The sequence below is a fragment of the Bradyrhizobium sp. genome (genome assembly GCF_030693485.1).
In the GTDB taxonomy this organism is placed as follows: Bacteria; Pseudomonadota; Alphaproteobacteria; order Rhizobiales; family Xanthobacteraceae; genus Bradyrhizobium.
In genome coordinates this window covers 1-26,073 of sequence record NZ_JAUYAN010000031.1, presented here as the reverse complement: position 1 = coordinate 26,073, position 26,073 = coordinate 1, and the positions used below count along the sequence as shown (strand labels likewise).

At 64.4% G+C, this 26,073-nt stretch carries 27 protein-coding genes and 1 riboswitch; of the genes, 15 read left to right on the top strand and 12 right to left on the bottom strand.

The annotated features are described in order from the left end of the window. On the bottom strand, positions 1-291 hold a 291-nt coding region (locus tag Q8N40_RS02480; protein ID WP_305710681.1), incomplete at its 3' end, for a tetratricopeptide repeat protein. Between the two features lie 74 nt (positions 292-365). Here Q8N40_RS02480 and Q8N40_RS02475 point away from each other — a divergent pair. Beyond that, a complete protein-coding gene (locus Q8N40_RS02475) occupies positions 366-734 on the top strand; it encodes a hypothetical protein (RefSeq protein WP_305710680.1) in 369 nt (122 codons plus the stop codon). Positions 735-1,173: 439 nt separating this feature from the next. Here Q8N40_RS02475 and Q8N40_RS02470 read toward each other — a convergent pair whose 3' ends face one another. Beyond that, on the bottom strand, positions 1,174-1,470 hold the full coding sequence (locus Q8N40_RS02470; RefSeq protein WP_305710679.1) for an accessory factor UbiK family protein: 297 nt from the start codon (positions 1,468-1,470) through the stop codon (positions 1,174-1,176). Between the two features lie 170 nt (positions 1,471-1,640). Between Q8N40_RS02470 and Q8N40_RS02465 the strand changes: the two genes are divergently transcribed. From Q8N40_RS02465 to Q8N40_RS02435, 7 genes are all read left to right on the top strand, one after another. Continuing rightward, a complete protein-coding gene (locus tag Q8N40_RS02465) occupies positions 1,641-2,375 on the top strand; it encodes a dienelactone hydrolase family protein (protein WP_305710678.1) in 735 nt (244 codons plus the stop codon). A 196-nt stretch (positions 2,376-2,571) separates the two neighbouring features. Then, positions 2,572-3,420, top strand: coding sequence for a prolipoprotein diacylglyceryl transferase (gene lgt / locus Q8N40_RS02460; RefSeq protein ID WP_305710677.1), 849 nt, complete (start codon positions 2,572-2,574; stop codon positions 3,418-3,420). 56 nt (positions 3,421-3,476) lie between these two features. Beyond that, a complete protein-coding gene (locus Q8N40_RS02455) occupies positions 3,477-4,553 on the top strand; it encodes a class I SAM-dependent methyltransferase (protein WP_305710684.1) in 1,077 nt (358 codons plus the stop codon). After that, positions 4,550-5,320, top strand: a complete 771-nt coding sequence (gene pgeF / locus Q8N40_RS02450; protein WP_305322644.1) for a peptidoglycan editing factor PgeF — start codon at positions 4,550-4,552, stop codon at positions 5,318-5,320. The genes Q8N40_RS02455 and pgeF overlap by 4 nt, the downstream gene beginning before the upstream one ends. A 65-nt stretch (positions 5,321-5,385) precedes the next feature. Next, positions 5,386-6,051, top strand: coding sequence for a hypothetical protein (locus Q8N40_RS02445; protein WP_305710676.1), 666 nt, complete (start codon positions 5,386-5,388; stop codon positions 6,049-6,051). Positions 6,052-6,234: 183 nt separating this feature from the next. Beyond that, a complete protein-coding gene (locus tag Q8N40_RS02440; protein WP_305322646.1) occupies positions 6,235-7,188 on the top strand; it encodes a ribose-phosphate pyrophosphokinase in 954 nt (317 codons plus the stop codon). A gap of 150 nt (positions 7,189-7,338) precedes the next feature. Further along, positions 7,339-7,737, top strand: coding sequence for a response regulator (locus Q8N40_RS02435; RefSeq protein ID WP_305322647.1), 399 nt, complete (start codon positions 7,339-7,341; stop codon positions 7,735-7,737). Positions 7,738-7,769: 32 nt separating this feature from the next. Here Q8N40_RS02435 and Q8N40_RS02430 read toward each other — a convergent pair whose 3' ends face one another. Then, the gene (locus tag Q8N40_RS02430; protein WP_305322648.1) at positions 7,770-8,000 is read right to left on the bottom strand and encodes a hypothetical protein; all 231 of its coding nucleotides are present in this window, start codon (positions 7,998-8,000) and stop codon (positions 7,770-7,772) included. Between the two features lie 665 nt (positions 8,001-8,665). Here Q8N40_RS02430 and Q8N40_RS02425 point away from each other — a divergent pair. The 3 genes from Q8N40_RS02425 (at position 8,666) to Q8N40_RS02415 (ending at position 12,387) form a co-directional block, all read left to right on the top strand. Then, positions 8,666-9,229: a PRC-barrel domain-containing protein gene (locus Q8N40_RS02425; RefSeq protein ID WP_305322649.1), complete on the top strand. Its 564-nt coding sequence runs from the start codon at positions 8,666-8,668 to the stop codon at positions 9,227-9,229. A 213-nt stretch (positions 9,230-9,442) separates the two neighbouring features. Then, positions 9,443-10,732, top strand: coding sequence for an MFS transporter (locus tag Q8N40_RS02420; protein WP_305322650.1), 1,290 nt, complete (start codon positions 9,443-9,445; stop codon positions 10,730-10,732). Between the two features lie 251 nt (positions 10,733-10,983). Next, entirely contained in the window at positions 10,984-12,387 is a 1,404-nt protein-coding gene (locus Q8N40_RS02415; RefSeq protein ID WP_305710675.1) for a hypothetical protein, read from the top strand. A 15-nt stretch (positions 12,388-12,402) separates the two neighbouring features. On the opposite strand, the gene Q8N40_RS02410 is transcribed toward Q8N40_RS02415, so the two are convergent. After that, positions 12,403-13,401 (bottom strand): aldo/keto reductase, encoded by a 999-nt coding sequence (locus tag Q8N40_RS02410; RefSeq protein WP_305322652.1) that lies wholly within the window; start codon positions 13,399-13,401, stop codon positions 12,403-12,405. Positions 13,402-13,585: 184 nt separating this feature from the next. Further along, positions 13,586-14,602: a magnesium and cobalt transport protein CorA gene (locus Q8N40_RS02405; protein WP_305710674.1), complete on the bottom strand. Its 1,017-nt coding sequence runs from the start codon at positions 14,600-14,602 to the stop codon at positions 13,586-13,588. A gap of 236 nt (positions 14,603-14,838) precedes the next feature. Here Q8N40_RS02405 and Q8N40_RS02400 point away from each other — a divergent pair, with 236 nt between their 5' ends. Beyond that, a complete protein-coding gene (locus Q8N40_RS02400; protein WP_305322654.1) occupies positions 14,839-15,006 on the top strand; it encodes a hypothetical protein in 168 nt (55 codons plus the stop codon). Between the two features lie 15 nt (positions 15,007-15,021). On the opposite strand, the gene Q8N40_RS02395 is transcribed toward Q8N40_RS02400, so the two are convergent. The 7 genes from Q8N40_RS02395 to Q8N40_RS02365 form a co-directional block, all read right to left on the bottom strand. After that, positions 15,022-15,831, bottom strand: coding sequence for an SDR family NAD(P)-dependent oxidoreductase (locus Q8N40_RS02395; protein ID WP_305322655.1), 810 nt, complete (start codon positions 15,829-15,831; stop codon positions 15,022-15,024). A 94-nt stretch (positions 15,832-15,925) separates the two neighbouring features. Further along, positions 15,926-16,750, bottom strand: coding sequence for an XdhC family protein (locus Q8N40_RS02390; protein ID WP_305322656.1), 825 nt, complete (start codon positions 16,748-16,750; stop codon positions 15,926-15,928). Between the two features lie 13 nt (positions 16,751-16,763). Next, positions 16,764-17,972, bottom strand: a complete 1,209-nt coding sequence (locus Q8N40_RS02385) for a VWA domain-containing protein (protein WP_305322657.1) — start codon at positions 17,970-17,972, stop codon at positions 16,764-16,766. Continuing rightward, the gene (locus Q8N40_RS02380; protein ID WP_305710673.1) at positions 17,969-18,841 is read right to left on the bottom strand and encodes a MoxR family ATPase; all 873 of its coding nucleotides are present in this window, start codon (positions 18,839-18,841) and stop codon (positions 17,969-17,971) included. The genes Q8N40_RS02385 and Q8N40_RS02380 overlap by 4 nt, the downstream gene beginning before the upstream one ends. A 36-nt stretch (positions 18,842-18,877) precedes the next feature. Next, positions 18,878-20,314 carry an IS701 family transposase gene (locus Q8N40_RS02375; RefSeq protein ID WP_305320676.1) on the bottom strand — a complete coding sequence of 479 codons (1,437 nt, stop codon included), beginning with the start codon at positions 20,312-20,314 and terminating at the stop codon, positions 18,878-18,880. A gap of 152 nt (positions 20,315-20,466) precedes the next feature. Continuing rightward, on the bottom strand, positions 20,467-21,129 hold the full coding sequence (gene metW, locus Q8N40_RS02370) for a methionine biosynthesis protein MetW (RefSeq protein ID WP_305710683.1): 663 nt from the start codon (positions 21,127-21,129) through the stop codon (positions 20,467-20,469). Between the two features lie 2 nt (positions 21,130-21,131). Then, positions 21,132-22,322, bottom strand: a complete 1,191-nt coding sequence (locus Q8N40_RS02365) for a homoserine O-acetyltransferase (protein ID WP_305710682.1) — start codon at positions 22,320-22,322, stop codon at positions 21,132-21,134. An 81-nt stretch (positions 22,323-22,403) separates the two neighbouring features. Beyond that, positions 22,404-22,483, bottom strand: a riboswitch (SAM riboswitch). A gap of 217 nt (positions 22,484-22,700) precedes the next feature. Between Q8N40_RS02365 and Q8N40_RS02360 the strand changes: the two genes are divergently transcribed. Genes Q8N40_RS02360 through Q8N40_RS02350 form a run of 3 tightly spaced genes read left to right on the top strand, consistent with a single transcriptional unit; the run spans position 22,701 to position 25,627 of the window. Then, positions 22,701-23,552: a chorismate mutase gene (locus Q8N40_RS02360; RefSeq protein ID WP_305710672.1), complete on the top strand. Its 852-nt coding sequence runs from the start codon at positions 22,701-22,703 to the stop codon at positions 23,550-23,552. Positions 23,553-23,591: 39 nt separating this feature from the next. Then, complete coding sequence (locus Q8N40_RS02355) at positions 23,592-24,689, top strand: histidinol-phosphate transaminase (protein WP_305710671.1); 1,098 nt, start codon at positions 23,592-23,594, stop codon at positions 24,687-24,689. Then, entirely contained in the window at positions 24,686-25,627 is a 942-nt protein-coding gene (locus Q8N40_RS02350) for a prephenate/arogenate dehydrogenase family protein (protein ID WP_305710670.1), read from the top strand. The genes Q8N40_RS02355 and Q8N40_RS02350 overlap by 4 nt, the downstream gene beginning before the upstream one ends. Positions 25,628-26,073: the final 446 nt, after the last annotated feature.

Below are 26,073 nucleotides of genomic sequence, written 5' to 3'. Positions count from 1 at the left end.
ACTGGCGTCGGTCGTGACGACGCCGGCGAATTGCCCGTCATAATAACAACCAAGCTTGTAGGCTCCCAGCGGGTCGTTGGCGGCGGTGGATTTCTGGAACCACTCGAATGCCTGCTTCGGATCCTGCGGGGTGCCGATGCCATTATTGTGCATCATGCCGACATGGTATTGCGCCTCGGCATTTCCCTTGTTGGCCAATGCCATCATCGCCTTGAAGCTATCCGCGTCATTGGCATTGGCAGGCATTGAAGAAAGCAAAAGGCATGAAAACGCCAGGGCAATGAATTTCATGCTGGATCTCCCAGTTGGCGGGATTCGAACGGACGGTCCGTTCCGACCGGCAAGCGGGTCACGCGAAACCTCACATGCCTGCGCCCGTTCCACTGCCGTATGTCGGCGAGGACGCGGTTCAGGTTCATGCCAGCTCCTGCCCGGCAGGCAATTTCCGCGACGCCTTGTCGCAACGAGGCCGTGCCCTGAAGGCAAATTGTCGAACCATTTCAATCCATCGACTCGACGGGCAAATCACTTCTGTTTATCGGAAAACATGTCAAGCCCCGCGCGCAAAAATATTTCTGTTTTACAGAATTGAAAATCAGGCTATATCTCTTCGCATCCCGTCCCACCAAGAGGGGCGTTTCGCGAACGTCACGGACGCGGGTCGGGATGCGGTGGACGCGGCGGCGCGCGAGACGGGCGATGCCGAAGCGTACGGCCAAGTCGTATGGTCCTGACACCACCGACGAAGGTGTCGAGCCTGCGGTCATTCCCGCAGGTGACGGTGGCAATTGAGCTGGGCTCACCGGGGAGATTACGAAGCAACCGTAAGACCACTGCGCAGGGAAAGTCGGATGTTTCCGCTGGACCTGTATGCTCGTGTGCGCTTTCCACCACTTCATTGCACACGAGACCGCGGGTGCCAGCGCGCATCCGGCTTTCCCTGCGCCCTCTGACTAAAGAGGGCGTGAAGTTGATGGCAAACCTCGGGCGAATCGCGCCGCGAGATCGCGAAGTCATGTCATGGGATCATTCAGTTACCCGTCATTCCGGGGCGTGCGACGCACGAACCCGGAATCCCTGGATTCCCCGGTGCGCAATTGCGCACCTGAGGTCTGGTCCTTCGGACCATCCCGGGATGACACTGGAGAGTCTTCGCGCCCTGCGCGTGTTGCTTCAGATGGCGCTTCCCTGAGACGCCGGCCCGCCGGCATCCGGCGTCGAACCGCCGAGCCTGGCTTCCAGCGCGACGATGCGCGCCTTCAGGGCCTCGTTTTCCTCGCGCGCCAGCCGCGCCATGTCCTTGACCGCCTCGAACTCCTCGCGCTTGACGATGTCGAGATCGTTCAGGATCTTCTCGGCCTGGTTGCGAACCACCGTGTCGACCTCGCGCTTGACGCCCTGGGCGGCGCCCGCGGCGTCGTTCATCAGACGCCCGATCTCGTCGAAAAACCGATTGCTGGTCTGGGTCATCTGAATCTCCGGTCTGCGAAGGAAAACGCTTGCCAAGACAATGGCGATCCCGAAGCCGGGGTTCAAGCCCGGTAACGGCCAACCTGCCTTGTCATGACCCGGTTTCCTTGCAATCGTATCGCATTGCCAGAACAACAAAACCGCCAACCGGAAACGAGAAGAAACGTCCCATGATCGACCAGCAGATCGAGATTCCGACCAAAGACGGCCACACCACCACCTTCATCACCCATCCCGAGCGCGGCGGCCCGTTTCCCGTCGTCCTGTTCTACATGGACGCGCCGGCGATCCGCGAGGAGCTGCGCGACATGGCGCGCCGGCTCGCGACCTCGGGCTATTACGTGATGCTGCCGAACCTCTACTACCGCTCCGGCGTCATGGAGCTCGGGCCGATCCCGCCCGACCCGGATGCCCCCGAGCGCAAGGCGATGTTCGGCTACATGAACTCGATCAACATCCCCATGGTGATGGAAGACACCACCGCCCTGCTCGCCTGGGCCGACACCCAGCAGGCGGCGAACACCAAAATCGTTGGCTCCGTCGGCTATTGCATGAGCGGCCGCTACGCCATCAACGCCGCGACGCATTTTCCCGACAGGGTCAAGGCGGCAGCCTCGATCTACGGCACCCATCTGGCCACCGAGCAATCCGACAGCCCGCATCTCGCGGGGCAGAAGACCAAGGCCGAGCTCTATTTCGCCTGCGCCGAAACCGACATCTACGCGCCGCAGGAGATCATCGACAAGGTCACCGCGGGCGTGAAAGGCGCCAATGCCGAGGTCGAGGTCTATCCCGGCACCCATCACGGTTTTGCCTTTCCGAAGCGGCCGGTCTACCACCGCGACGCGGCGGAGCGGCACTGGGAGCGGCTGCTGGCGCTGTATCGCCGCAACCTCACGAAATGAGTCCCGGTGGCGCCAATGCTTGCTGCCCCGTGCTTCGAGACGCTCGCGTTGCTCGCTCCTCCCGAGCGAGCGCGAAAGCGCTCGTCCGGGCATGAGGTTGTTGTGTTTCAGCAGGTTAACCTCATCCTGAGGAGGTCACGAAGTGACCGTCTCGAAGGATGGCCAGCAAAGCCAGTTTTGTGATTCCAGGTACTAGATGCAATTTCTCACCATCGCCTTCCCGGTGTTCGATCCCGTCGCCATCGCGATCGGGCCGATCGCGATCCGCTGGTATGCGCTGGCCTATATCGGCGGCATCGTGCTGGGCTGGCTCTACGCCCGCGCACTGATCAAGAACGAAAAGCTGTGGGGCGGGCCGGCGCCGATCACGCTCCCCCAAATGGACGATTTCATCCTCTGGGTCACGCTCGGCATCATCGTCGGCGGCCGCACCGGCTACGTGCTGTTCTACAATCTGCCGTTCTTCATGGCGCATCCGGCCGAGATCTTCGAATTGTGGAAGGGCGGCATGTCGTTCCACGGAGGCTTTCTCGGCTGCGTCGTGGCCGTGATGTGGTTCGCCCGCCGCAACGGCATTCCGATCCTGTCGCTTGGCGACATCACCACCGCGGTGGCGCCGATCGGCCTGCTGCTCGGACGCCTCGCCAATTTCATCAACAGCGAATTGTGGGGCCGTACCGCGGATGCCAGCGTGCCCTGGGCGGTGGTGTTTCCCAATGGCGGACCGCTGCCGCGCCACCCCAGCCAACTTTACGAGGCCGGGCTTGAGGGTATTTTGCTGTTCATCATCCTGGCGGTGATGATCCGGATGGGCGCGCTGCGGCGGCCGGGCCTGATCCTCGGCAGTTTCATTGCGATTTACGCCTTTGCCCGCATCGCCAGCGAGTTCTTCCGCGAACCCGATCCGCAGCTCGGATTTTTGTGGGGCGGCCTGACAATGGGTATGCTGCTGTCGGTGCCGATGATCATCGCCGGAGCGATCCTGATCGTGAAGGCACGGCGCCGGCCGCCGACGAACCTGTTAGCCAATCAAGGGACACCGTGAACGAATATTCGCCGCTGCAGTCCGAGATCAAGAAGCTGATCAAGTCGTCCGGCCCGATGCCGGTCTGGCGCTACATGGAGCTGTGCCTGACGCATCCCAAGCACGGCTATTATGTCTCGCGCGATCCGCTGGGGCGCGAGGGCGATTTCACCACCGCCCCCGAGGTCAGCCAGATGTTCGGCGAGTTGCTGGGGCTGTGGGCGGCATCGGTGTGGAAGGCGATCGGTTCGCCGCCGCTGCTGCGGCTGATCGAACTCGGACCCGGCCGCGGCACCATGATGGCGGATGCGCTGCGCGCGCTGCGGGTACTGCCGCCGCTTTATCAGGCGCTCAACATCCATCTGGTCGAGATCAATCCGGTGCTGCGCGACAAGCAGAAGGCGACGCTGTCGGGCGTGCGCAACATCGCCTGGCACGAGAGCATCGACGAGGTGCCCGACGGCCCCGCGGTGATTTTCGCCAATGAGTATTTCGACGTGCTGCCGATCCACCAGGTGGTGAAACGCGAGACCGGCTGGCACGAACGCACCGTCGAAATCGACGACACCGGCAAGCTGGCGTTCGGCGCCGCGCCGCAGCCGACGCCGCGTTTCGAAGTGCTGCTGCCGCCGCTGGTGCGCGCCGCCCCGGTCGGCGCGGTGTTCGAATGGCGGCCCGATGCCGAGATCATGAAGATCGCGACCCGGGTGCGCGACCAGGATGGCGCGGCGCTGATCATCGACTACGGCCATCTGCGCAGCGACGCCGGCGATACCTTTCAGGCCATCGCCCGCCACTCCTTCACCGATCCCCTGAAGAACCCGGGCCAGGCCGACGTGACCGCGCATGTCGATTTCCAGGCGCTGGTGCGCGCCGCCGAGGATTTGGGCGCACGCGTTCACGGCCCGGTGCCGCAGGGCGATTTTCTCAAGCGGCTCGGCATCGAGACCCGTGCGGTGACCCTGATGGCGAAAGCCAGCAACGAGGTTTCCGAGGACATTTCGGGCGCGCTGAAGCGCCTGATCGGCGGCGGCCGCGGCGGCATGGGATCGATGTTCAAGGTGGTCGCGATCTGCGAACCCCACCTCGACGACGTCGCCGGCTTCCACGACGACACTGACGAGAAGCAGGACGCCGGAGCGGCGGCGCCATGATGCTGGAATCGCCGCTGCTCTCGGCCATTCCCGGCCTGCGCCACGCTTTCTTCACCCGCGAGGGCGGCGTGTCAGGCGGCCTCTATGGCAGCCTCAACGGCGGCGTCGGCTCGAACGACGATCCTGTTCATGTCGAGGAAAACCGCCGCCGCATGGCCGAGCGGCTCGGCGTCGCGCCTGCGCATTTCCTCAGCCTGTGGCAGACCCATTCGCCCGATGTCGTGGTGGCGGCGGAGCCCTGGCAAGGCGGATCGCGGCCGCGCGCCGACGCCATCGTCACCCGTACCGAAGGCCTCGCCATCGGCGCCACCGCGGCCGATTGCGGACCGATATTGTTCGTCGACCCCGGCGCACGCGTGATCGGCGCCGCGCATGCGGGCTGGAAGGGCGCGCTGACAGGCATTCTGGAATCCACGGTCGACGCGATGGAAAGGCTCGGCGCCGAACGCAGCGGCATCGTCGCCGCCATCGGCCCCCTGATCCGCCAGCACAGTTACGAAGTCGGCGGCGAATTCGTCGAACGTTTCATCGAGGCCGATGCCGGGAACGCGCTGTTCTTCATTCCCTCGACACGCGAAGGCCATTCGATGTTCGACCTCGCCGGCTTCATCCGGATGCGGCTCGAAAATGCGGGCATCCTTGTGATCGACGACACCGGCATCGACACCTATTCCGACGAGCGCTTCTACAGCTACCGCCGCTCGGTGCATCGCAAGGAGCCGGATTACGGCCGCCACGTGCATTCGATCGCGCTGGAGCGGGAGTGACTTCCCGAAACCGGACAAGGGCCGCCCTAGACCTTAACACGTTTTAACGATATCGCTCTGAAGTCATGAGGAACTCTCTCGCACCCCCGTTCCGTGCCGCCACCGGCGCCCGGACCGCATCGCGCGCCGCCATCGCCGCGACGTGGCTCGCGATCGCCTGCGGGCTCGGCGGCTGCGCCAGCGGCGGAGCGCCAGGCGGCGGCTCGTTTGCGATGGCCGGCAGCGGGGCCACGGTGGCGTTCGAATCGATCGACGGCCCGCCGCCGCAGGTGTTCGAGCGGATGGTGGGTGTACTCGACAGCGAATCCAGACTGCGCAATCTGCAGATCGTCTCCCGCGAGGGCGCGGCCTCCTATCGGGTGCGCAGCTATCTCGCCGCTCAGGTCAGCCGCGGCCGCACCACCATCGCCTGGGTCTGGGATGTCTATGACCGCGACCAGCAACGCGCGTTGCGGCTGTCCGGCGAGGAACCGGCCGGCAAGGCCGGACGCGACGCCTGGGCCGCGGCAGACGATCTGATCCTGCGGAAAATCGCGCAGGCCGGCCTGTCCGGCCTCTCCGGCATGATCAATGGCACGGCGCCGGCGGAAGCGCCGATGCCCTCCCCCGTGCCTGCCCCGGCGCCCGTCCGGCGCGGTCCGGCGGTGGCGAGCGGCCCTAACGCGGTTCTGGACGGGTTTACGGTCAGCTCACTCGGCGGCGACAGCGCCCTCGGTTACAGCAGCCATTGACGAAAAACGCCCCGGGACCTGAATTTTGCGCAGGAAAACCGGAGAAAACCGGAGAAAACCCGATTCGAAGGTTGCCAGCCGGACACCCTCCTTGATATCACCTCGCTCGTCGAAACGCGCCGGTTCTGTGGGTATTCCAAGATGCTGAACATCGTATCCAGCAAGGCGCGAGGAGAAGCCCTGATGTCGGCCAAGAACGGCTCCATCAAGCTCGTCGCGGGCAATTCCAACCCTGTTCTGGCCAACGAAATCGCCCAACAACTGGGACTGCCGCTGACCAAGGCCGTGGTCCGGCGCTTCGCCGACATGGAAATCTTCGTCGAGATCCACGAAAACGTCCGCGGCTCCGATGTCTACATCGTCCAGTCGACGTCGTTTCCGGCCAACGACCATCTGATGGAACTTTTGATCATCACCGATGCGCTGCGCCGGGCTTCCGCGCGCCGCATCACCGCGGTGATCCCCTATTTCGGCTACGCCAGGCAGGACCGCAAGGTCGGTTCGCGCTCGCCGATTTCGGCCAAGCTGGTGGCCAATCTGATCACCCATGCCGGCGTCGACCGCGTCATGACGCTCGACCTGCATGCCGGGCAGATCCAGGGCTTCTTCGACATCCCGACTGACAATCTCTACGCCTCGCCGCTGATGGTCCGCGACATCAAGGAGCGCTTCGACCTTGCCAACCTCATGGTGGTGTCGCCCGACGTCGGCGGCGTGGTCCGCGCCCGCGGTCTTTCCAAGCGCATCAACGCGCCGCTGGCGATCATCGACAAGCGCCGCGAACGCGCCGGCGAATCCGAAGTCATGAACGTGATCGGCGATTGCGCCGGCTATACCTGCATCCTGATCGACGACATCGTCGATTCCGGCGGCACGCTGGTCAACGCCGCCGATGCGCTGCTCGCCAACGGCGCCAAGGACGTCTACGCCTACATCACCCATGGCGTGCTGTCCGGCGGCGCCGCCGCCCGTATCGCCGGCTCCCGGCTGAAAGAGCTCGTGATCACCGACTCGATCCTGCCGACCGACGCGGTCGGCAAGGCGCCCAACATCCGCACCCTGTCGATCGCCGGCCTGATCGGCGAGGCCATCGGCCGCACCGCGGCGGAAGAATCGGTGTCGAGCCTGTTCGACTGAGATACGGGTTCCCGGAAGACCGCCAGCAGGTGATTTTGAGGGGCACGGTGTTGCACCGAAGCCGCTATGTTCACTTTTATACATTTCGCTGGAACCAATACTCCCCCTGCGCATAATGCTTTCGGGGCTGGCTATTTGGGGGAAGTAAGTTTGACGGACTTGTTGGTCGTGCTGGTCGTTGAAGACGACCCGTTAATCCAGACGCTCATCGACGAGGCGCTCCGGGATGGCGGCTATGAACCGGCGGTCGTCGCCTCGGGCGAGGAGGCCATCACGTTGCTGCAGGGCAATCGGGAACATTACCGGGCGCTGGTGTCCGATATAAACCTGAAGGGCACCATCGACGGCTGGGATGTCGCAAGGCAGGCGCGAGAGATCGACCCGTCCTTTCCCATCATCTACATGACCGGCGCTGCGTCCGAGCAATGGGCCTCGCACGGCGTCCCCAACAGCATTCTGCTGACCAAGCCCTTCGCCCCGGCGCAGCTTGTCACTGCCATCTCGCAACTGCTCAATGCAGGTGGCCAGCCAACCGCGCCAACAACATAAGGGAGCGGATTCTCCGCGACCGAGCAAAGGACTCACGAAACCAGCGAAATCCCGCGGCGCTCCGTTCGGAAGCGCTTGTAGGCGTCGATCGCCCGGTTCGTCAGGACGAGTTGGCGCCGTTCGCCCTGCCGGACCATCAGCTCGACGCTGTTGAGCAAGAATCGGCTGGCGGTTTCCGGCTCGCCAAGCTCCCCGCTGCGCTCGAGATAGTCCCAGGCGATCTGAATAGACTTTTCCATCAGGATCGGCAGCGGCTCGGGCATGACGCATTCTCCAGCGGAGCAAACACTCCGGAGGCGGCTACGTTCCCTGTGTGCGCAAGGAAGAATCAATGGCCATTGCCGTATCGGCCGACCGCACAGCGCGGTGCAATCGGCGGACGAAAAATTGCGATTAAAGTTGTCCGTATTCATCATAACCCAACGTTGGGTTGGTGATGCGCATCTGGACCTCGGCAATTAATCCGTCGCTATGGCAAACTACGCCCCGTGGTTTCTCACGGGGGTTTCTCCGATGAATGAACTTGCACGCTTACGGGAACTGGAAGTCGATTGTCGCCAGCGGGCAGAGAGCGAACCTGAAAGAAAATGGTATTGGCTCGCGCAGGCCGCCCGGTATCAGATACAGGCGAACCTCGAAGTGGCCGAAAACTCCGCGGAACCGAACGCGCCAGAAGTCAGGCTGGCCAGCTGGCCCATCGGCGGGAATGAAAGACGGTTGCATTAGCCATTACCGCAGCGGCGGCCTCGGGATTAATCCGGCGGCCACGAGCCACACTCGTGCACGCCGTCAATGCCGAACGCGAGGTTCCGTTCCGTACCGTGTCGCGATGTCCCACTGCTGCAGTGTGAACGTCCAGTCCCCGTCGCGGAACATTCCGCCGCTTCTTCCGTTCTAGGAACATCGACAACTTACATTGGAGAATACAATGAAAAATTTCGCTGCTGCTGCCCTGCTGAGCGCCGCCTTCATCGCCGGCCCGGCCTACGCCCAGACCGCCGCCCAGCCCGCCGCTCCTGCCGCGACCGCTACGCAGGCCACCGGCGCCAAGATGATGCTGAAGAACAACTGGCGCGCATCCAAGCTGATGGGTCTCGACGTCTACAATGAAGCCAATGAAAAACTCGGCGACATCAACGAACTGATCCTGGACAAGGATGGCAAGATCAACGCCGTGGTGATCGGCGTCGGCGGCTTCCTCGGCATGGGCGAGCACGATATCGCGGTGTCCATGGACAAGCTCAAATTCGTGGAAACTCCGGTCCGCACCAGTTCGACCGCTCCGACCGGCACGGCGCCCTCGGGCACGGTGGCTACGGGTATTACCCGCGAAACCACCACCGGCGCGGCGAACACGGCGACGACGACCACCACCACCACGACCGCCCGCACCGCCGATGCGAACGACTGGACGCCGGACCACGCCGTGATGAGCGGCACCAAGGATCAGTTGAAGGCGCTGCCGCAGTTCAAATACTCCGATTACAACTAATAATCGGAATTTCGGCTTGCGAAATCGAGGGCCCCATCCCGGTGGGGCCCTTTTTCGTCCGATTCCTCCAGATGGTCGGCAACGACAGGCCAGCGACGGGACGTCGTCCGCGACCGCGCCCGCCCTCCTTGAACCCCCCGCCCATCCCGCCTAGGCTTCGCCGCAACATCGCCCTCTGAGCGATTTGCGACAAGAAGCGGACATCCCCCACCGATGCAGACCACCGAGCGGCAGCCCTTCCCCCACCGCCGGGGCCTGATCATCGTCACGACACTGGCCACGGCCTATGTCGCCAGCCATTTCTTCCGAGCCTCCAACGTCACCATCGGGCTCGACCTGATGCGCGACCTCAGCATAGGGCCGGAGGCGCTGGGCGCGTTGACCGGCGCGTTCTTCTTCGGCTTTTCCGCGATGCAGATCCCCTGCGGTCTGCTGTTCGATCATTACGGGCCGCGCCGCACCGTGACCGGCATGCTGATGATTGCCACCATCGGCGGCGTCATCTTCACGCTGGCGACGTCCTGGCCCATGCTGCTGACCGGCCGGGTGCTGATGGGCGCCGGCTTCGGCGCCATGCTGATCGGCAGCATGGTCGTGATTTCGCGCTGGTTCCCGCCGGACCGCTTCTCAACCCTGGTCGCGATGGTGCTGTCGATCGGCCTGGTGGGCAACCTGCTCGCCACCACGCCGCTGGCCTGGGCTTCGGATGCGATCGGCTGGCGCGGCGTTTTCGGCTTTGCGGTGGCCTTCACCGCGATCGCCGCGGTCGCGGTCTGGCTGGTGGTGCGCGACGCTCCATCAGGCCACCCCTTCCTGGAGCGCACCGCGGAGCCGCCGCGCCAGATGCTGCAGGGACTGATGGAAGTGCTGCGCAACAAGCGGCTACGGCCGATCCTGGCGCTGAATTTCTGCAGCTATGCCTGCACCTTCACGGTGCAGGGACTGTGGGGCGGCCCGTTCCTGCGCGAGGTGCACGGCATGAGCGCGATCGCCGCCGGTAACGTGCTGCTCGGCGCCGTGATCACCTACCAGTTCGGCATGCTGGCCTTCGGCCCGCTCGACCGCCTGCTCGACACCCGCAAATGGATCGCGGTCGGCGGCAACCTGGTGACGGTCTCGATGCTCGCCACCTTGGCGCTGGCGTCACAGCCGCCGGTCTGGGTGCCGGTCGCCGCCATCCTGGTCATGGGCTTTGTCTCGGCCGCCAGCACCATGGTGCTGTCGCATGGCCGCGGCATCATCCCGGACCGGCTGATCGGCCGCGGCATGTCGACGCTCAACACCGCGGTCATGCTCGGCGTCGCCTGCATGCAGAGCCTGTCCGGCATTATCCTCGGGGCCTTCGAACCGCTGGCGAACGGCGCCCGCTCCGAGGCCGCCTACCACGCGCTGTTCGGCGTTCTCACCGTGGTGCTGCTCGGCGCGGTCGCGATCTACAGCCGCTCGCAGGACGTCAGGCCAAGCGACGAAATGCGCGCCCGCCACCAGGCGCAGGGTGCCTGAGCCCCGGCGCAGCGTTTCGTTTTCGCAAGCCGGGTGGACACGCCTCGGTTGCATCAACCCGCCGGTTTCGCCCCGGAACGCCCGCATCGGGGCTCTGAATGTGTGCCTGAAGCCGGGACCCGATATATGGAACCCGCTACCGCGGAACCGGCAAACCCGCTAGCATGGGAAGATATTGAGCGAAACGGCCGGCCGTGCCGGTCCCGTTTCGCTTGTTGCCGGTCGGCTAAGCATATTGAAAAGTTGGCACAATGTGGTTTTCGATAGTTGCGTGGGTCGTGATGGCCGCGGCGGCGGCATTCTTTGCGGGAACAGTACTCAATCTCAGTACGGCGGAGATCACCTCCCAATTCGCCGCGTTGCCGGGTCCGCAACGGTTCGCGCTCGCCGCCATCCTGTTCACTACCCTGGCGCTGATCGGGTCTTCGGTATGGCAGGCCTTCAGCCTCGCGCGCCAGAACAAGCTGTTGCGCGATCGCCTCAAGGGGCTTCGCCAGGACACCTTGACCGCGCACGAAACCCAGGCCCAGTTCAATACGGGGGTCCAGCATCTCCTCGACAGCGACCCCCAGAAAGCTATCGCATCCATTGAGAATGCGCTCGTCGAAACCGAGCAAAAGGCGGTGCTGGCGCATGCCCAAAGCGAGTCCGTCGATATGCGGGACCGCCTCGACGAGGTCAGGCGCCGCCAGAAGGTGCTCCGAGAGACGATCGGCGTCGTGGCCGAAAAACGGCGGGTGTCCGAACCCATCTTCGGCGAGCTGAAGGACCGGCAACGCCAGCTCGAAAGGTGGCTGACGGATCTCGAGACCGACGATGCCAAGAACAATCTTGCCGAGCGGCTGAAGGACCTCACCCACAACGTCTCGGTGATCCATGACCGGAAAACCCTGCTGCAGGACTCGCTGACGACGCTCAACCGTTTCAAGGAAGAACTGCAGAAAACCGAGGCCGAACTCGTGCCCCTGAGCGCCCCGGATGCGGGCATCGACGCCCTGATCGAGGACCTGCGGGTGCGCCGCGACCAGCTGACTGCGTCACTCGACCAACTCGAATCCAGCGGCGATGAGAAAGTCGCCGCGCGCGTCGAGGCGCTCGCCCGCGAGAAGGGCGAGATCGTGCAGCGGTTTGCCCGCCTCGACGACGGCTTCAACATTCTGGATTCGATTCGCCTCGACTTCGACGAACTCAGGGAACGCCGGGCGCATCTGGAGCGCGCGCTGGCGGAGGTGGAAACGGATCCGGACGGTCAGAGCCTGATCGACCGCCAGAACGCGCTGAATGAATTCATCGTGGAATCGCGCTTGCGCCTCACCCGGCTGCAGGATTCATCGGCGACACTGACCCATTTCAGGGAAGAACTGATCAAGTCGCAGGCCGAGCTGGTGCCGCTGCAATCGCCGGCATTCGGCATCGAGGCCCTGATCCGCGAAGTGAACGAAAATCGCGAGATCCTGATCAAGACACTTGGCCAGATCGAGTTCAAGGGCGACGAAAAGCTCAGTTCACGCGTGGAAGCGCTCGCAAGGACCAAGGCCGAGGTCGACGAGCGACTGGCTCACCTTTTCGAGCACTTCCAGAAGCTCGATTCGATGCGAAAGGATATCGGGGAAATATTCACAAGCATCAGAGGCACCCTCAACCGAATAGGTTGAAGCCCCCTTCCGGGATCATCGTGCCTCACCGGCGAATGCCTGCCGCAACGCGATCAGCCGGTCGAGCGCCGCCTGCGGCAACGGGCCTTTCTGCACCGCGGCGAGCGCGTCGTCGAATTGCTGCGGCGTCGCCATGCCGACCAGGATGGTGCCCATCGCCGGGTGCGACAGCGCGAACCTGACGGCGGCCTCGGTCAGGCTGGCGGCGAATCCTTCCGCCACCAGGGGCGTCAGACGGCGGGCACGATCGACATCCGCATCGTAGCGAACAGCCGAGCCGATCGGGTCGGGCGCAGCACCGGCAATCGGGTGCCGTTCGGCCGAGCCCGACAGCGCGCCGCCGGCCAGCACGCGGATGCCCACCACGCCAACCCCGGCCGCCTCCGTCGCATCGAACAATCCCGCGTAATCCTGGGCCGGATAGTTCGCCGGCAATGGAACGGCGGCGGACGGATTGAGCATGTTGTAGACGATTTGGGCGCTGTCGAAGGCGCGTGAAGCGATCACGCGATGCAGCGCCGCGGTCTCGCCTACCGCCGAAATGCCGAGGAAACCAATTTTACCCTGCCGGCGCAGCCGGTCGAACGCGGGCACCACACCATCGAGCACCTGGCCGGCGCTCAGCGCCGAACCGCCGCCCGCCTCGGTAATCGGATTGTGCAGATGAAGGATGTCAACCCGGTCGAGCCGCAGCCGCGCCAGGCTGCCTTCGAGCGAGTGCGTGACGGCATCCGCAATGCGGCCGGTCTCGCTTGCGGGCACCCGGACCTTGGTGGCGACGACGATGCCGGCCGGTTTCAGCTTGTGCAGGATGCGGCCGAGGTTGGTTTCGGATTCGCCATTGCCGTACAGCACCGCGGTGTCGAAATAGTTCACGCCCGATGCGATCGCCCGCGCGACCGTACGCTCCTGGTCGGCGGCATCGCCGCGCACCATCAGGCCGCCGACGGCGCCGCAGCCGAATCCCAGCACCGAGAGCTGCATCCCCGTGCGGCCGAACATTCGCAATTGCATCGTTGTTTCTCCTCTTCTCCCCTCCCTCCACGCGCCCTTGCGCGTGGCGGGTAGGGGTGGGGGGTGCATTCCGCAAATTCGCTGTCAGAGAATACGCCGCACTACCCCCCACCCCCGACCCCTCCCCGCCGCTTCGCGGAGGGAGGGGAGAAGAAAGCGCGCTGGCTCAGATCAACTGGGCGCATCAAATCCAGCCGTTTTTCCGGAATCGCCAATAGAGCCAGGCGCAAATGGCCACGATGACGCCGAGCACGAGAGGATAGCCGTACTGCCATTTCAACTCCGGCATGTGCTCGAAATTCATGCCGTAGACGCCGGCGATCGCGGTCGGCACCGCGAGGATGGCAGCGCCCGCCGCCAGCCGCCGTGTGATTTCGGTCTGCTCGGCCTGGCCGGTCATCAGCCGCGCCTCGAAAGCGAAGGCCAGCACTTCGCGCAGACCGTCGATACCTTCCCGCAGGCGCAGCACATGATCGGTGACGTCGCGGAACAGCGGCTGCATGGCGGGGTCGATCGGCGTCACCTCGGCATGCTCCAGCCGGCGGCAGACTTCGACCAGCGGCACCACGGCATTGCGCAGCCGCAGCAATTCTCGGCGCAGCAGATGAAGCTGATGGATGTCGAGCTGCCCGCTCGGCCTGGCAAAGACGCCGTCCTCGATCTCCTCGACTTCGGCCTCGAGCGCTTCCAGCACCGGCTGGTAGTTGTCGACGATGAAATCGAGGATCGCATAGAGGATATAGTCGGCGCCGTTGGCCAGCGTAATGGGGCAGGACTCGCAGCGCTGGCGAACGGTGGCATAGGAGATCGAGGCGCCGTGACGCACCGACACGATGTATCCGGCGCCTGCGAACAGATGGGTTTCGCCGAACGCGATGCGGCCCTCGATCCGTTGCGCGGTGCGGGCCACGATGAACAGCGCGTCGCCATATTGCTCGATCTTCGGATGCTGGTGCGCCTTGCCGGCATCCTCGATGGCGAGATCGTGCAGGCCAAGCTGCGCCTGCACCCGCGCCAGCAGCTCGGGGCTGGGCTCGAACAGTCCGATCCAGACGACGTGGCCGGGGCGCCTCGCCCACTCACCGGCTTCATCGATCGGAATCTCTTTGACGCGGCGGCCACCGGCATAAACGCTCGAATTGACGAGACCCGGCTCGTTGCCTTGTCGCTGTGGCTGCGGTGGATTGATTTGGGCGTCCAAGGAACCTCACCGTTTTGTCTGGGAGCAAGGGTTTGATGGCATGTCACTATACGCCCGAATCGAGGCCGTGGATCCCAACAACGACATTTCGGCGGGCCGGGCGTCCTTGTCGAACACGAACCCGTGGGCTGATCCCATCAGAAAAGCGTGAGCTGGCTCACGCTGGTTGGTTGGAACATGAACCCCGGATGAAGGCGGCGCCACAGAACCGTAGCAACGTTCGACAGGAGGCTACGATGTCTGCAATTTCCGATGGTGTTGCCTGGCGTACCGGTCTGTTCGATTTGAAACGCTCGGGCGCCGCGCGGCGGCGGCTTCGGGTGTTGGTCAGCGGGCAGAAGTTCATCGCCTGCTTCGACCATCGCGCCAAATCGCGACTTCACACTTTCCCGGTCCCGGTCTGATCGAACAACCGGCCCTCACTCAAACCCCGGGCGCGGCACCAGGTTCATCAGCATGTTGGCATAGCCGCCATCGACGGTGATCTCGTCACCGTTGACATAGGACGAGCGGTCGCTGGCCAGATACAGGATGGCGTCGGCGATGTCCTGGGGCATGCCGACCCGCCGCAGCGGCACCACCGCACTGCGGCGCTCGGTGACGCCTGGCGTGTCGTAGAACGACTGGCTCATCGGCGTGACCACCATTCCGGGGCTGACGACATTGCTGCGGATGCCCTGCGGCCCCCATTCGCTGGCAAGCTGGCGCGACAGCATGATGACGCCGGCCTTGCTGACGCTGTAGGCGCCGCTCTGGCCCTGCGCGTGGCTGCCCGAGATCGAGGAGACGTGAACGATGCTGCCGCGCCCCAGGCCGCGCATCTGCCGGCCGAAGACCTGGGCGCAGAGGAAGTAGCCGGTCAGGTTGACCGACAGCACCGCGTTCCATTCGGCCAGCGACAGGTTTTCCAGCCCGCCCGGCCGCAGCACCGCCGCGGTGTTAACGAGAACGCTGCAGGAACCCAGTGCCTTCTCGGCGGTTTCGGACGCTGCCGCAATGCTCTCTGCGCTCGCGGTGTCGCAGCGGGTCACGACATGGTCGCTGGATAGCTTGAGCAGCTCCGTCCGCGTCACCTCGAGGCCGCGTTCGTCGAGATCGATGGCAGCGACCTTGGCGCCGGCCCGCGCCAGACTCAATGCGACGGCGCGGCCGATACCGCCGCCGCCCCCCGTCACCACGCAGACGCGGCCGGACAGGCCAAGCCAGTCGGAAGAGGTTGGTTCGGTCATGAGGAATGCTCCGGTGCAGCGATACGGCAGCATGACCGGAATCCGCAGAGTGGGCAAAGGCGCGTCTGCGCCGTGCCCACCATTTTTTGCTAGCTCAAGCCGTGGCCGCCCGCTGACCGCGCCGCCGCTCCACCGTGATCTCCGCCAGGATCGACATTGCGATTTCCTCCGGCGTGATGGCGCCGAGGTCGAGGCCGGCGGGCGCCTTGATGCGGTCGAGCGCCGCGGCGTCGATGCCCTCGCCGATCAGCTTTTCGCGCAGCGCCGCCATCTTGCGGCGGCTGCCGACGAAGGCGTGATAGGCGGCCTCAAGCGCGACCGCCGCCCGCAGCGCGGCTTCATCGCCCTTGCCCTGGGTCGAGACCACGATAAAGCGCCTGCTCTCGTTGAGCCTTCCCAGCGCATAGCCGTCGATCAGCATGTCGGCGTCGGGCCTATCCGGCCGGTCGGCGGCGGGTGCGGCCACCGTGACGTGGTAGCCGAGCTGCCGTGCCTGCGCCGCCAGCGACAGCGCCACCGGGCTTGCACCGAGAATGACCAGCGAGGGGTGCGGCAGCACCGGCTCGACGAAGATGTCCATGGTGCCCTTGCTCGGGCACATGTTCTCGGCAAAGCGGACACCGTCGCGGTTCTCGCCGGGCTTGACGCCGAGTTCGGCCAGCAGGTTTTCCGGCTGCACCGAGACCATGCGCGGCTCGCCATCGGCGAGCGCGTCGCGCGCGGCCTTCAGTACCGCGCCGCGGGCGCAGCCGCCGCCGATCCAGCCCGCGACGATGCTGCCGTCGGGGCGGATGATCGCCTTGGCGCCGGCCTTCGCCGCGGTCACCGATACGGTACGGACCACGGTCGCCAGCACGAACGCCTGTTCGGCGGCTTTCATCTGCGCCACCAGATCCATCACTTCGACATGCGCGGTCATCGGCGGGCCTCCTTCACAGCTTCGCCAGATAGGGTTCGAGCGCGGTCAGGCTGTGCAGCGTGTTGGCGGGCGCGTAGAGATCGACATGCGGCAACGCCGCCTTGATGCCGGCGGCGTCGGGCGCATAGCCCGGCCAGGCCAGCATCGGATTGAGCCAGACGACGCGTCTGCAGCGTCTTGCCAGCGCTGCCATCTCGCGGCCGAGCAGTGCGGCGTCGCCGGTCTCGTAGCCGTCGGATACGATCATCACGCAGGTTCGCGAATGAATCACGCGCGCGGCATGCCAGCGATTGAAGGTCTGCAGGCTTTCTCCGATTTTGGTGCCGCCGCCGGCGCCCTGGGCCATGATCGAGAGGCGATCCAGCGCCCGCGCGGAATCCTTTTCCTTCATCGCGTCGGAGACGTAGGCCAGCCTTGTGTGGAACAGGAACGCCTCGGCCTCGCGAAACTCGTCCAGCACGCCGTGGATGAAGCGCAGGAACACGCCGGTATACATGCTCATCGAGCCGGAGGCGTCGAGCAGCACGACGAGGCGCAGCGGCTTCGGCTTGCGCTGCCGTTTGACGAGACTGATCGGCACGCCGCCGTGGCTGATATTGCGGTGGATGGTTCGTCGCAGGTCGAGCCGGTAGCCGCGCCGCCGCGCCAGATCACGGCGCGTCAGCCGGGTCCGCATGGTCCTGGCCAGCTGCGCCGCAACGGCGTGGGCTTCCGCAATCTGCTCGGGGTCGACCATCTTGCGGAAATCGATTTCGGAAAGGTTTTCGGCGCGCGAGGCGCCCTCCATGCGGCCCTCGCCGGCGCGATCCTCGGGCGCCTCGCCGGTGGAGGGCACCTGATCCGTCGCCGCCTCGCTTCCCGACGGTTCGGACTTGGTATCGCGCAGGCTTTTCAGCGACGGGCTGTTGGCCGCCTTCGTCGAACCCATGGTGACCGAGCGCGATCTGACCCGCTTGCCGAGCCAGAAGGCGTCGAACAGGCCGTCGAATTTTTCCCAATCGGATTTGCGCGCCGAGAACAGATGCTTGAACGCCGAACGCAGCAGGCCGGGTTTGGCGGCATAGCCCGCGGTCATCAGGGCCGCCGCATCGCGGCCTTCGTGCAGACCGACGGCAAAGCCGTTATCGCGCAAGGTCTTCAGAAACGCCGCGAGTTTCGATGAGACGAGACGCGAGACCTCGTCGAGTTCGTCATAGCCGGGATTGGCGCCGCAGCAGCTCATGCGACCTTCCCCAGCAACCGTTCGGTGACCTCGCGGGTCACCCGCGACTTGTCCTCATGGGTTTTCAGCAGGCACATCAAAGTCTCGTGCACCACGTCAGGCGCCTCGTGCAGGTCGTTCACGCCGAGTCCGACCAGCGCCGCCGCCCAGTCCAGCGTCTCCGCGACACCAGGCACCTTGCGCAGCTCTTCCTTCCGGATGCCCCCGACCAGCCGCGCGATCTGCAGCGACAGCGACGCGCCGGCGCCCGATATCCGCGCCATGATGATGCGCGCCTCGCGGTCAACGTCGGGATAATCGACATAGTGATAGAGACAGCGGCGGCGCAGCGCATCGGACAGTTCGCGGGTGCCGTTCGAGGTCAGTACCACATGCGGGATCGTGGTGGCCCTGATGGTGCCGAGTTCCGGGATCGAGACCTGAAAATCCGACAGCAGTTCGAGCAGGAACGCCTCGAACTCGTCGTCGGCGCGGTCGATCTCGTCGATCAGCAGTACGGGCGGCCGGTCGCGGCGGATCGCCGCCAGCAGCGGCCGCTCCAGCAGGTACTTTTCCGAAAAGATCTGGTCCTCGATGGCGTCGGCGTCCTCGCCGCGATGTGCCTGGATCGAGAGCAATTGTCGCTGGTAGTTCCACTCGTAGAGCGCGGCGGATTGATCGAGACCTTCGTAGCACTGCAATCGGATCAGCTCGGTAGCATGCGCCGCGGCCAGCGCCTTTGCCACCTCGGTCTTGCCGACCCCCGCCTCGCCTTCCAGCAGCAGCGGACGTTTCAAAAGCTGCATCAGCGAGATCGCAGTCGCGAGCTCGGCGTCAGCAATATAGCCGGACGCCGCCAGCGCTTGCGCGATCTCTTCGCGGGTTTTCATTTTCCGGTTTCCGTCATTCCGGGGCGATGCGAAGCACTACTGTGTCATAAGCGCATTGGCCGTGCTGGAGCGTTCTGACGAGTGCAGCATGGACATCGTTCGAGGCTTCTGGCGAATTGGGCGATCAGCCTCCGGCGCATGGTTGCGATCGAGTTCGGGATGTGACGCTCGGGTCGGATCGGCGCCACCGCGGGGTCGATGATCTTCGGGAACGGCAGGTATTTGGCGCGGCGCGGCGGTTCGAGGTCCTGAGGGGGGAATCGTCTCCCGCTCGGAGACCAGAAATCCGTAGGCTGCGATGCAGAGCGTGGCGTGATGATGAAAGCCGCGCCATCCACGGCCTTCATAATGTCCCAAGCCGACCTCCTGCTTGAGTTCCTGATAATCGCGTTCGATACGCCAGCGCAGCTTGGCAAGATCGACCAAACGATTGAAGGCGATTTCCTCGGGCAGGGTCGAGAGCCAGTAGCGGGTCGGCTCGCGCTCGTCTTCGGGCCATTCGATCAGCAACCATTCGTGCGGACGCGGCGCGTGCCGCCGATAGTCATCGTGGGCGGGCCGCACCCGCACTCTGGCAAAGCGCGAGCCCAGCCAATCGTTGCTGCCTTCGCGCCAGCGGATTGTGCGCCAGGACTTTTTTGGCAAGTCAAGCGCAAGCACCTTGACCGACGCAGGCTTGTGCATGCTGTCCCGGCGCAGCCGGGTCGGACGGCGGCCGTGCCCGACATAAGGCTTCGGCGCCAGCGGCTCGCGGCCCGGCGGCCATACGGTGGTGGACGAGGGAATGCTGACCGCATAGCTCAAGCCGAGCGCACTGATCCCCGAGCGCAGCTGCGTATCGCAACCGTAAGCCCCATCCATCAACACCACACCCCGCGCAAGGCCGGCTGCGTACGCTGATCGCACCTGATCGAGCGCAATCGCCGTCTTGGTTTTGAACCCCACTCCCTCGGGCACCCCGACCTTCTTGCGACGCGTCTGGTCTTCGGCCCATTCCTTCGGCAGATAAAGACGATAGCCGATCGGCAGGCTGGCGTGATGATTGGCGATCGACAACGTCACCGCCACCTGGCAATTGCCGGCCTGGCCGAGCTCGCCGCAATATTGATGCGCCACCCCGACAGAGTGCCGCCCCTTCTTGGCAAAACCCGTATCATCAATGATCCAGGCCTCGATCGGCCCATGTCGCTCGATCGCAGGCAACACCTGCTCGCGCACCTTGTTCAGCACCTGCTCGTCCGACCACGGCGCCTCGCCAACAAAGTGCAGTAACGATTGATGCTGCGCCGCCACCCGTGACGGCGCTGTCACCGCCGCCATCGGCTCAACGCTCTTGCGCTCACAAGGCAGCAATAAGCCCTGGCAGTAGTCCAATAGCGGCTTCGCACGGTCCGCATGCCCAATCACGCTCACCAATCCCTCGACATAGGATACAAATCGCGTTTCACTGTCTCGGTTGAAAGGCGTCTCCATCTTTGTCTCCAAAGCTGACCTGGACTAGTGCAAAATAAGCCTCCAATCGTGATTCTGACCTGCGGCTTTCTGACTCAGTAGTGGCAGCATCGAACCCTGAATCTCGAGATTCCGGGTCTGGTCCTTCGGACCATCCAGGAGTGTGACGGTCACTACTTCCCCTTCTCCGCCCTGCTCAACAGGAACACGCCCTGTTCGCCGAACATGTTCCAGAACCACCAGGGCAGGTTGACCCGCAACGGCCGGCCGTACATGTCGAGCGCCACCGCGCGCTCCATCTTGACGTTGATCTCGTCGCACAGCTGCACGAAATCCTTGATGGTGCAGAAATGGATGTTCGGCGTATCGTACCAGGTGGCGGGCAGGTTTTCCGTGCGCGGCATGTGGCCGCCCACCAATAGCTGAATCCGCATTTTCCAGAAGCCGAAATTCGGGAACGAGACGATGGCGCGCCGCCCGATCCGCAGCAGGTTTTCAAGCACCACGCGCGGCTGCCGCGTCGCCTGCAGGGTCTGCGACAGGATCACATAGTCGAAGGCGTCGTCGGGATAGTTGATCAGATCCGTGTCGGCGTCGCCCTGCACCACCGCGAGGCCCTTGGCGACGCAGCGATTGACGCCCTCGCGCGAAAGCTCGATGCCGCGCCCGTCGATGCCCCTTGTCTCCAGGAGCTGCAGCAGGTCGCCCTCGCCACAGCCGACGTCGAGCACCTTGGAGCCGCGCTCGACCATTTCGGCGACCAGCAGATGATCGCCGCGATAATGCCCGGTGTCCGGCGCCACCACGCCGGGCAGCGGCAGGGTCTGTTGTTGCATGCTCACGTCAGCCCTCGTGCTTTGCCCGCGGATTGCAGGAACGCCCGTGCGATGTCGAAGAATTCCGGCACGTCGAGCAAGAAGGCATCGTGGCCGCGATCGGTCTCGATTTCGGCGAACGACACCCGCGCGCTGGAAGCATTCAGCGCATGTACCAGCGCGCGCGATTCCGCTGTGGGGAACAGCCAGTCTGACGTGAACGATACCACGCAGAACCTGGTCTGGATGCCGCGAAACGCCTGTGCCAGCACGCCGTCATGATCAGCGGCGATGTCGAAATAGTCCATCGCCCGCGTCAGATACAGATAGCTGTTGGCGTCGAACCGCTCGACAAAGGACGAGCCCTGATAGCGCAGATAGCTTTCGACCTGGAAGTCGGCGTCGAACGAGAAGGTCGGCAGATCGCGGTCCTGCATGCGGCGCCCGAACTTGCGGTGCAGCGCTGCGTCGGAGAGATAGGTGATATGCGCGGCCATCCGCGCCACGCCGAGGCCGCGATGCGGGTGGGTGCCCTGCTCGAAATAGCGGCCATGGTGCCATTCCGGATCGGCCATCACGGCCTGCCGGCCGAGTTCGTGGAAGGCGATGTTCTGCGCCGAATGCCGCGTGCTGCAGGCGATCGCCAATGTCGAGAACACCCGTTTCGGATAGGCCGCCGTCCACTGCAGCGCCTGCATGCCGCCCATCGAGCCGCCGACCACGCAGAACAGCGTGTCGATGCCGAGGCGATCGATCAGCATGGTCTGCGCGCGCACCATGTCGGGAAGGGTGATGATCGGAAAATCCAGCCCCCATACCTTGCCGGTTGCGGGATTGGTCGAGGCCGGGCCGGTCGAACCCATGCAGCCGCCGATCACGTTGGAGCAGATGATGAAATATTTGTCGGTATCGAGCGGACGGCCGGGTCCGACCATAGTCTCCCACCAGCCGGACTTGCCGGTCATCGGATGCACATTGGCGACATGCTGATCGCCGGTCAGCGCATGGCAGACCAGAATGGCGTTGGACCTGTCGGCATTGAGTTCGCCATAGGTCTGGTAGGCGATCTGGAACGGCGAAAGATCGATGCCGCAATCGAGCTTCAACGGCTGGTCCGCGCCGAACGCCGCCAGCAGCGAGGTGGGCCGATCCGCCTCGTGCGCGCGCTCTTCGCCATGGACAGGGGGACTTGGTATCGACTGCAGATTGACCATCATGACCCTCCCCGGGTGGCTTCGAGACCACCACGGAAAACAGGCCAAAAAAACCCGGCCTGAACATAGGTTCGACCGGGATCACGCGTGTCCCCGGCCTGTTTAGCGAATTGTTTAACGTGGCTGCAAGCCGGCCGGCTCAAATGACCACGGAATGGGATAAAGTTAGTCCGAAACGGGCCTTTCGTCAAGGCTGAGCCCTGGTGAACAGGGCAAGAACCCTCATGGTGAGGAGGTGCTCTTGCGCCGTCTCGAACCATGGAGGAGAACAAGATCCCATCCTTCGAGACGCGGTGAAGACGCCGCTCCCCAAGGGTGAGGGCATCGTTGTTGCAACAACGTCGAACTCGAAATTTCTGTCTTCGCCAGGTTTCCCGCATGCCCAAACCGCCCCCTGCTCCGCCTTCGCTCGAGGTCCTGCGCCAGGAGATCGACAGCATCGACGAACAGGTCCACCGCCTGCTGATGGCGCGCGGCGACATCATCGACCGGCTGATCCAGGTCAAGCAGACCCAGGAGGTCGGCTCGGCGTTTCGCCCGGCGCGCGAGGCCGCGATGATGCGGCGTCTGGTCGAGCGCCACCGCGGCATCCTGCCGATCGACACCATCGAGAGCATCTGGCGCGTCATCATCTCGACCTTCACTTACGTGCAGGCGCCGTTCTCTGTGCATGCGGATGTTTCCATCGGCGAATCCGCGATGCGGGATTCGGCGCGGTTTCATTTCGGATTCGTCGTGCCCTATGTCTCGCATTTCAGCGCGCAGGCCGCGGTCGAGGCGACGGCCCGGTCGAAGGGCGATCTGGCGCTGGTGCCGGCCGCGTCCAGCCGCACGCCCTGGTGGATCGCGCTGGAGGCCGAGGGCGCGCCGAAGATCATCGCGCGGCTGCCGTTCCTTGAACGCGCCGACCATCCGGCGGCATTGCCGGTATTCGTGGTGTCGCGGGTCGCCGACAGCGCCATGGTGACCGAGGTGGAAACCTGGAGCGTGCGGGTCTCCGGCTGGAATGCGGAAACCGCGCGCGCACTGTCGCCGCTGGCCGACATCGTCGCGGTGCCGGACACCGCCTTCGACGGTGCGGCACTTCTGGTGTCGATTACCGGCGCGGGAAGCCTGGAAAAGATCAGGACCGCCCTGATCGAGGCCGGCGCCTCGGTGCGCTCCCAGGCTCTCGTCGGCAGCCATGCAACGCGCTATACGGTGGCCCCGAACGGGGCGACCCGGCCCTGAAACAAGCACCAATAGCCGCCCGATAATCCGGAGTTGAAGATGTCCCGCCCCGTGCCGAATCCCGGCATTCTCGAAATCGCGCCCTACACGCCGGGCAAGAGCCCGGTGCCCGAGCCGGGCCGCAAGGTGTTCAAGCTGTCGGCCAACGAGACCCCGCTCGGGCCCTCGCCGAAGGCGATCGCGGCCTACAGGAATGCCGCGGGTCATCTGGAGGACTATCCGGAAGGCACCTCTCGCGTGCTGCGCGAAGCGATCGGCCGCGCCTTTGGGCTCGACCCCGACCGCATCATCTGCGGCGCCGGCTCCGACGAAATCCTCAATCTGCTGGCGCACACCTATCTTTCCCATGGCGACGAGGCCATCTCCACCACCCACGGCTTTCTTGTGTATCCGATCGCGACGATGGCGAGCGGCGCCATCAACGTGGTCGCGCCGGAGAAGGATTTTACGGCCGACGTCGACGCGATCCTGGCGCGGGTCTCGCCCCGCACCAAGCTGGTGTGGCTCGCCAATCCTAACAACCCGACCGGGACCTATTTGCCGTTCGACGAGGTCAAGCGGCTGCGCGCCGGGCTGCCTCCGCATGTGCTGCTGGTGCTCGACGCCGCCTATTCCGATTACGTCTCGCGCAACGATTACGAGATCGGCATCGAGCTGGTGGCGACCACCGAGAACACGGTGATGACCCATACGTTCTCGAAGATTCACGGCCTCGCCTCCCTGCGGATCGGCTGGATGTTCGGCCCGGCCAATATCGTCGATGCGGTCAATCGCATCCGCGGGCCGTTCAACGTCTCGACGCCGGCAATGCTGGCGGCGGTGGCGGCGATCGAGGACACCGCGCATATCCAGATGTCGAAGGCGCACACCGAGAAATGGCGCGACTGGCTGACGGATGAGGTGACGAAACTCGGCTTCAAGGTGACGCCGAGCGTGGCGAACTTCATCCTGATCCATTTCCCGCAGGAGAAGGGCCAAACCGCCGCCGACGCCGATGCGTTCCTCACCAGGCGCGGCCTGGTGTTGCGCGGCCTGCCCAATTACGGCTTGCCGCATGCGTTGCGCCTGACCGTCGGCACCGAAGAGGCCAACCGGCTGGTGGTTGACGGCTTGCGCGATTTCGTGGCGCGCAAGTGAGCGCCGCACCATTGTTCAACAAGATCGCGCTGATCGGCTTCGGGCTGATCGGCGGCTCGATCGCGCGCGCCGCGCGGGCGCAGGGACTGGCGGGAGAAATCGTCGCCACCGCGCGCTCGGCCAGGACCCGCGCGCGGGTCGAGGAACTCGGCATCGTCGACCGCGTGGTCGAAACCAATGCCGAGGCGGTCAAGGACGCCGATCTCGTCATCCTCTGCATTCCCGTCGGCGCCTGCGGCCCGGTCGCGCAGGAGATCGCCGCCCATCTCAAACCGGGTGCTGTTGTCTCCGATGTCGGCTCGGTCAAGGGCGCGATCGTGCGCGACATGGCGCCGTATCTGCCTGACGGTGTGCACTTCGTGCCGGCCCATCCGGTCGCCGGCACCGAGCATTCCGGTCCGGATTCCGGCTTTGCCGAGCTGTTCATCAACCGCTGGTGTATCCTCACCCCGCCTGAAGGTGTCGACCCCGAAGCGGTCGAGCGGCTGCGCGCGTTCTGGGCCGGACTCGGCGCCAAGGTCGAGATCATGACTCCCGACCATCATGACCTCGTGCTCGCCATCACCAGCCATCTGCCGCATCTGATCGCCTACACCATCGTCGGCACCGCGGACGAGCTGGCGCAGGTCACCTCCTCCGAAGTGATAAAATTTTCCGCCGGCGGCTTTCGCGACTTCACCCGCATCGCCGCCTCCGATCCGACGATGTGGCGCGACGTATTTCTCGCCAACAAGGAGGCGGTGCTGGAAATGCTCGGCACCTTCAACGAGGACCTGTCAAAACTTACCCGCGCCATCCGCCGCAATGACGGCGAGGCGCTGTTCGAGCATTTTTCCCGCACCCGCGCCATCCGCCGCGGCATCGTCGAGATCGGCCAGGATTCGGCCGCGCCGGATTTCGGCCGCCCGCATGCGCAATTGGAGAAGAAGGCGGAGTAGCTCTCTCGTCGTTCCCGCGAACGCGGGAACCCATACGCCGTGTCATCGAAATCATCGACGGTGCGAGAGGGCTTGTTGAACCACCGCGCCATTGCGTCAGACGACTGGGGTTATGGGTCCCTGCGTTCGCAGGGACGACGCAAGAGGGATTCAATTTTCAAGCATGGCTTCGCGATCTCGCGGCTTGATCCGCCCGAGGTTTGCCAGAAATGTCCTTGCCCTCCAGTCAGAGGGCGCGAGGAATGCCGGGCGCCCGATGCGCCCGATAGCCACGTGTGCAATGGGTAGTGGTAGAGCGCACACGTGTTGTCAGGTCACACCGGAATCACCCGGCATTCCCCGCGCAGTGGTTTACGACTTATAGGTGATCTCCCCGGTGAGCCATGCACTTTTGCCACCGTCGCCCCCCCCGCACGGAGTGGACGGCGTTCACGGATTGCGGGCCT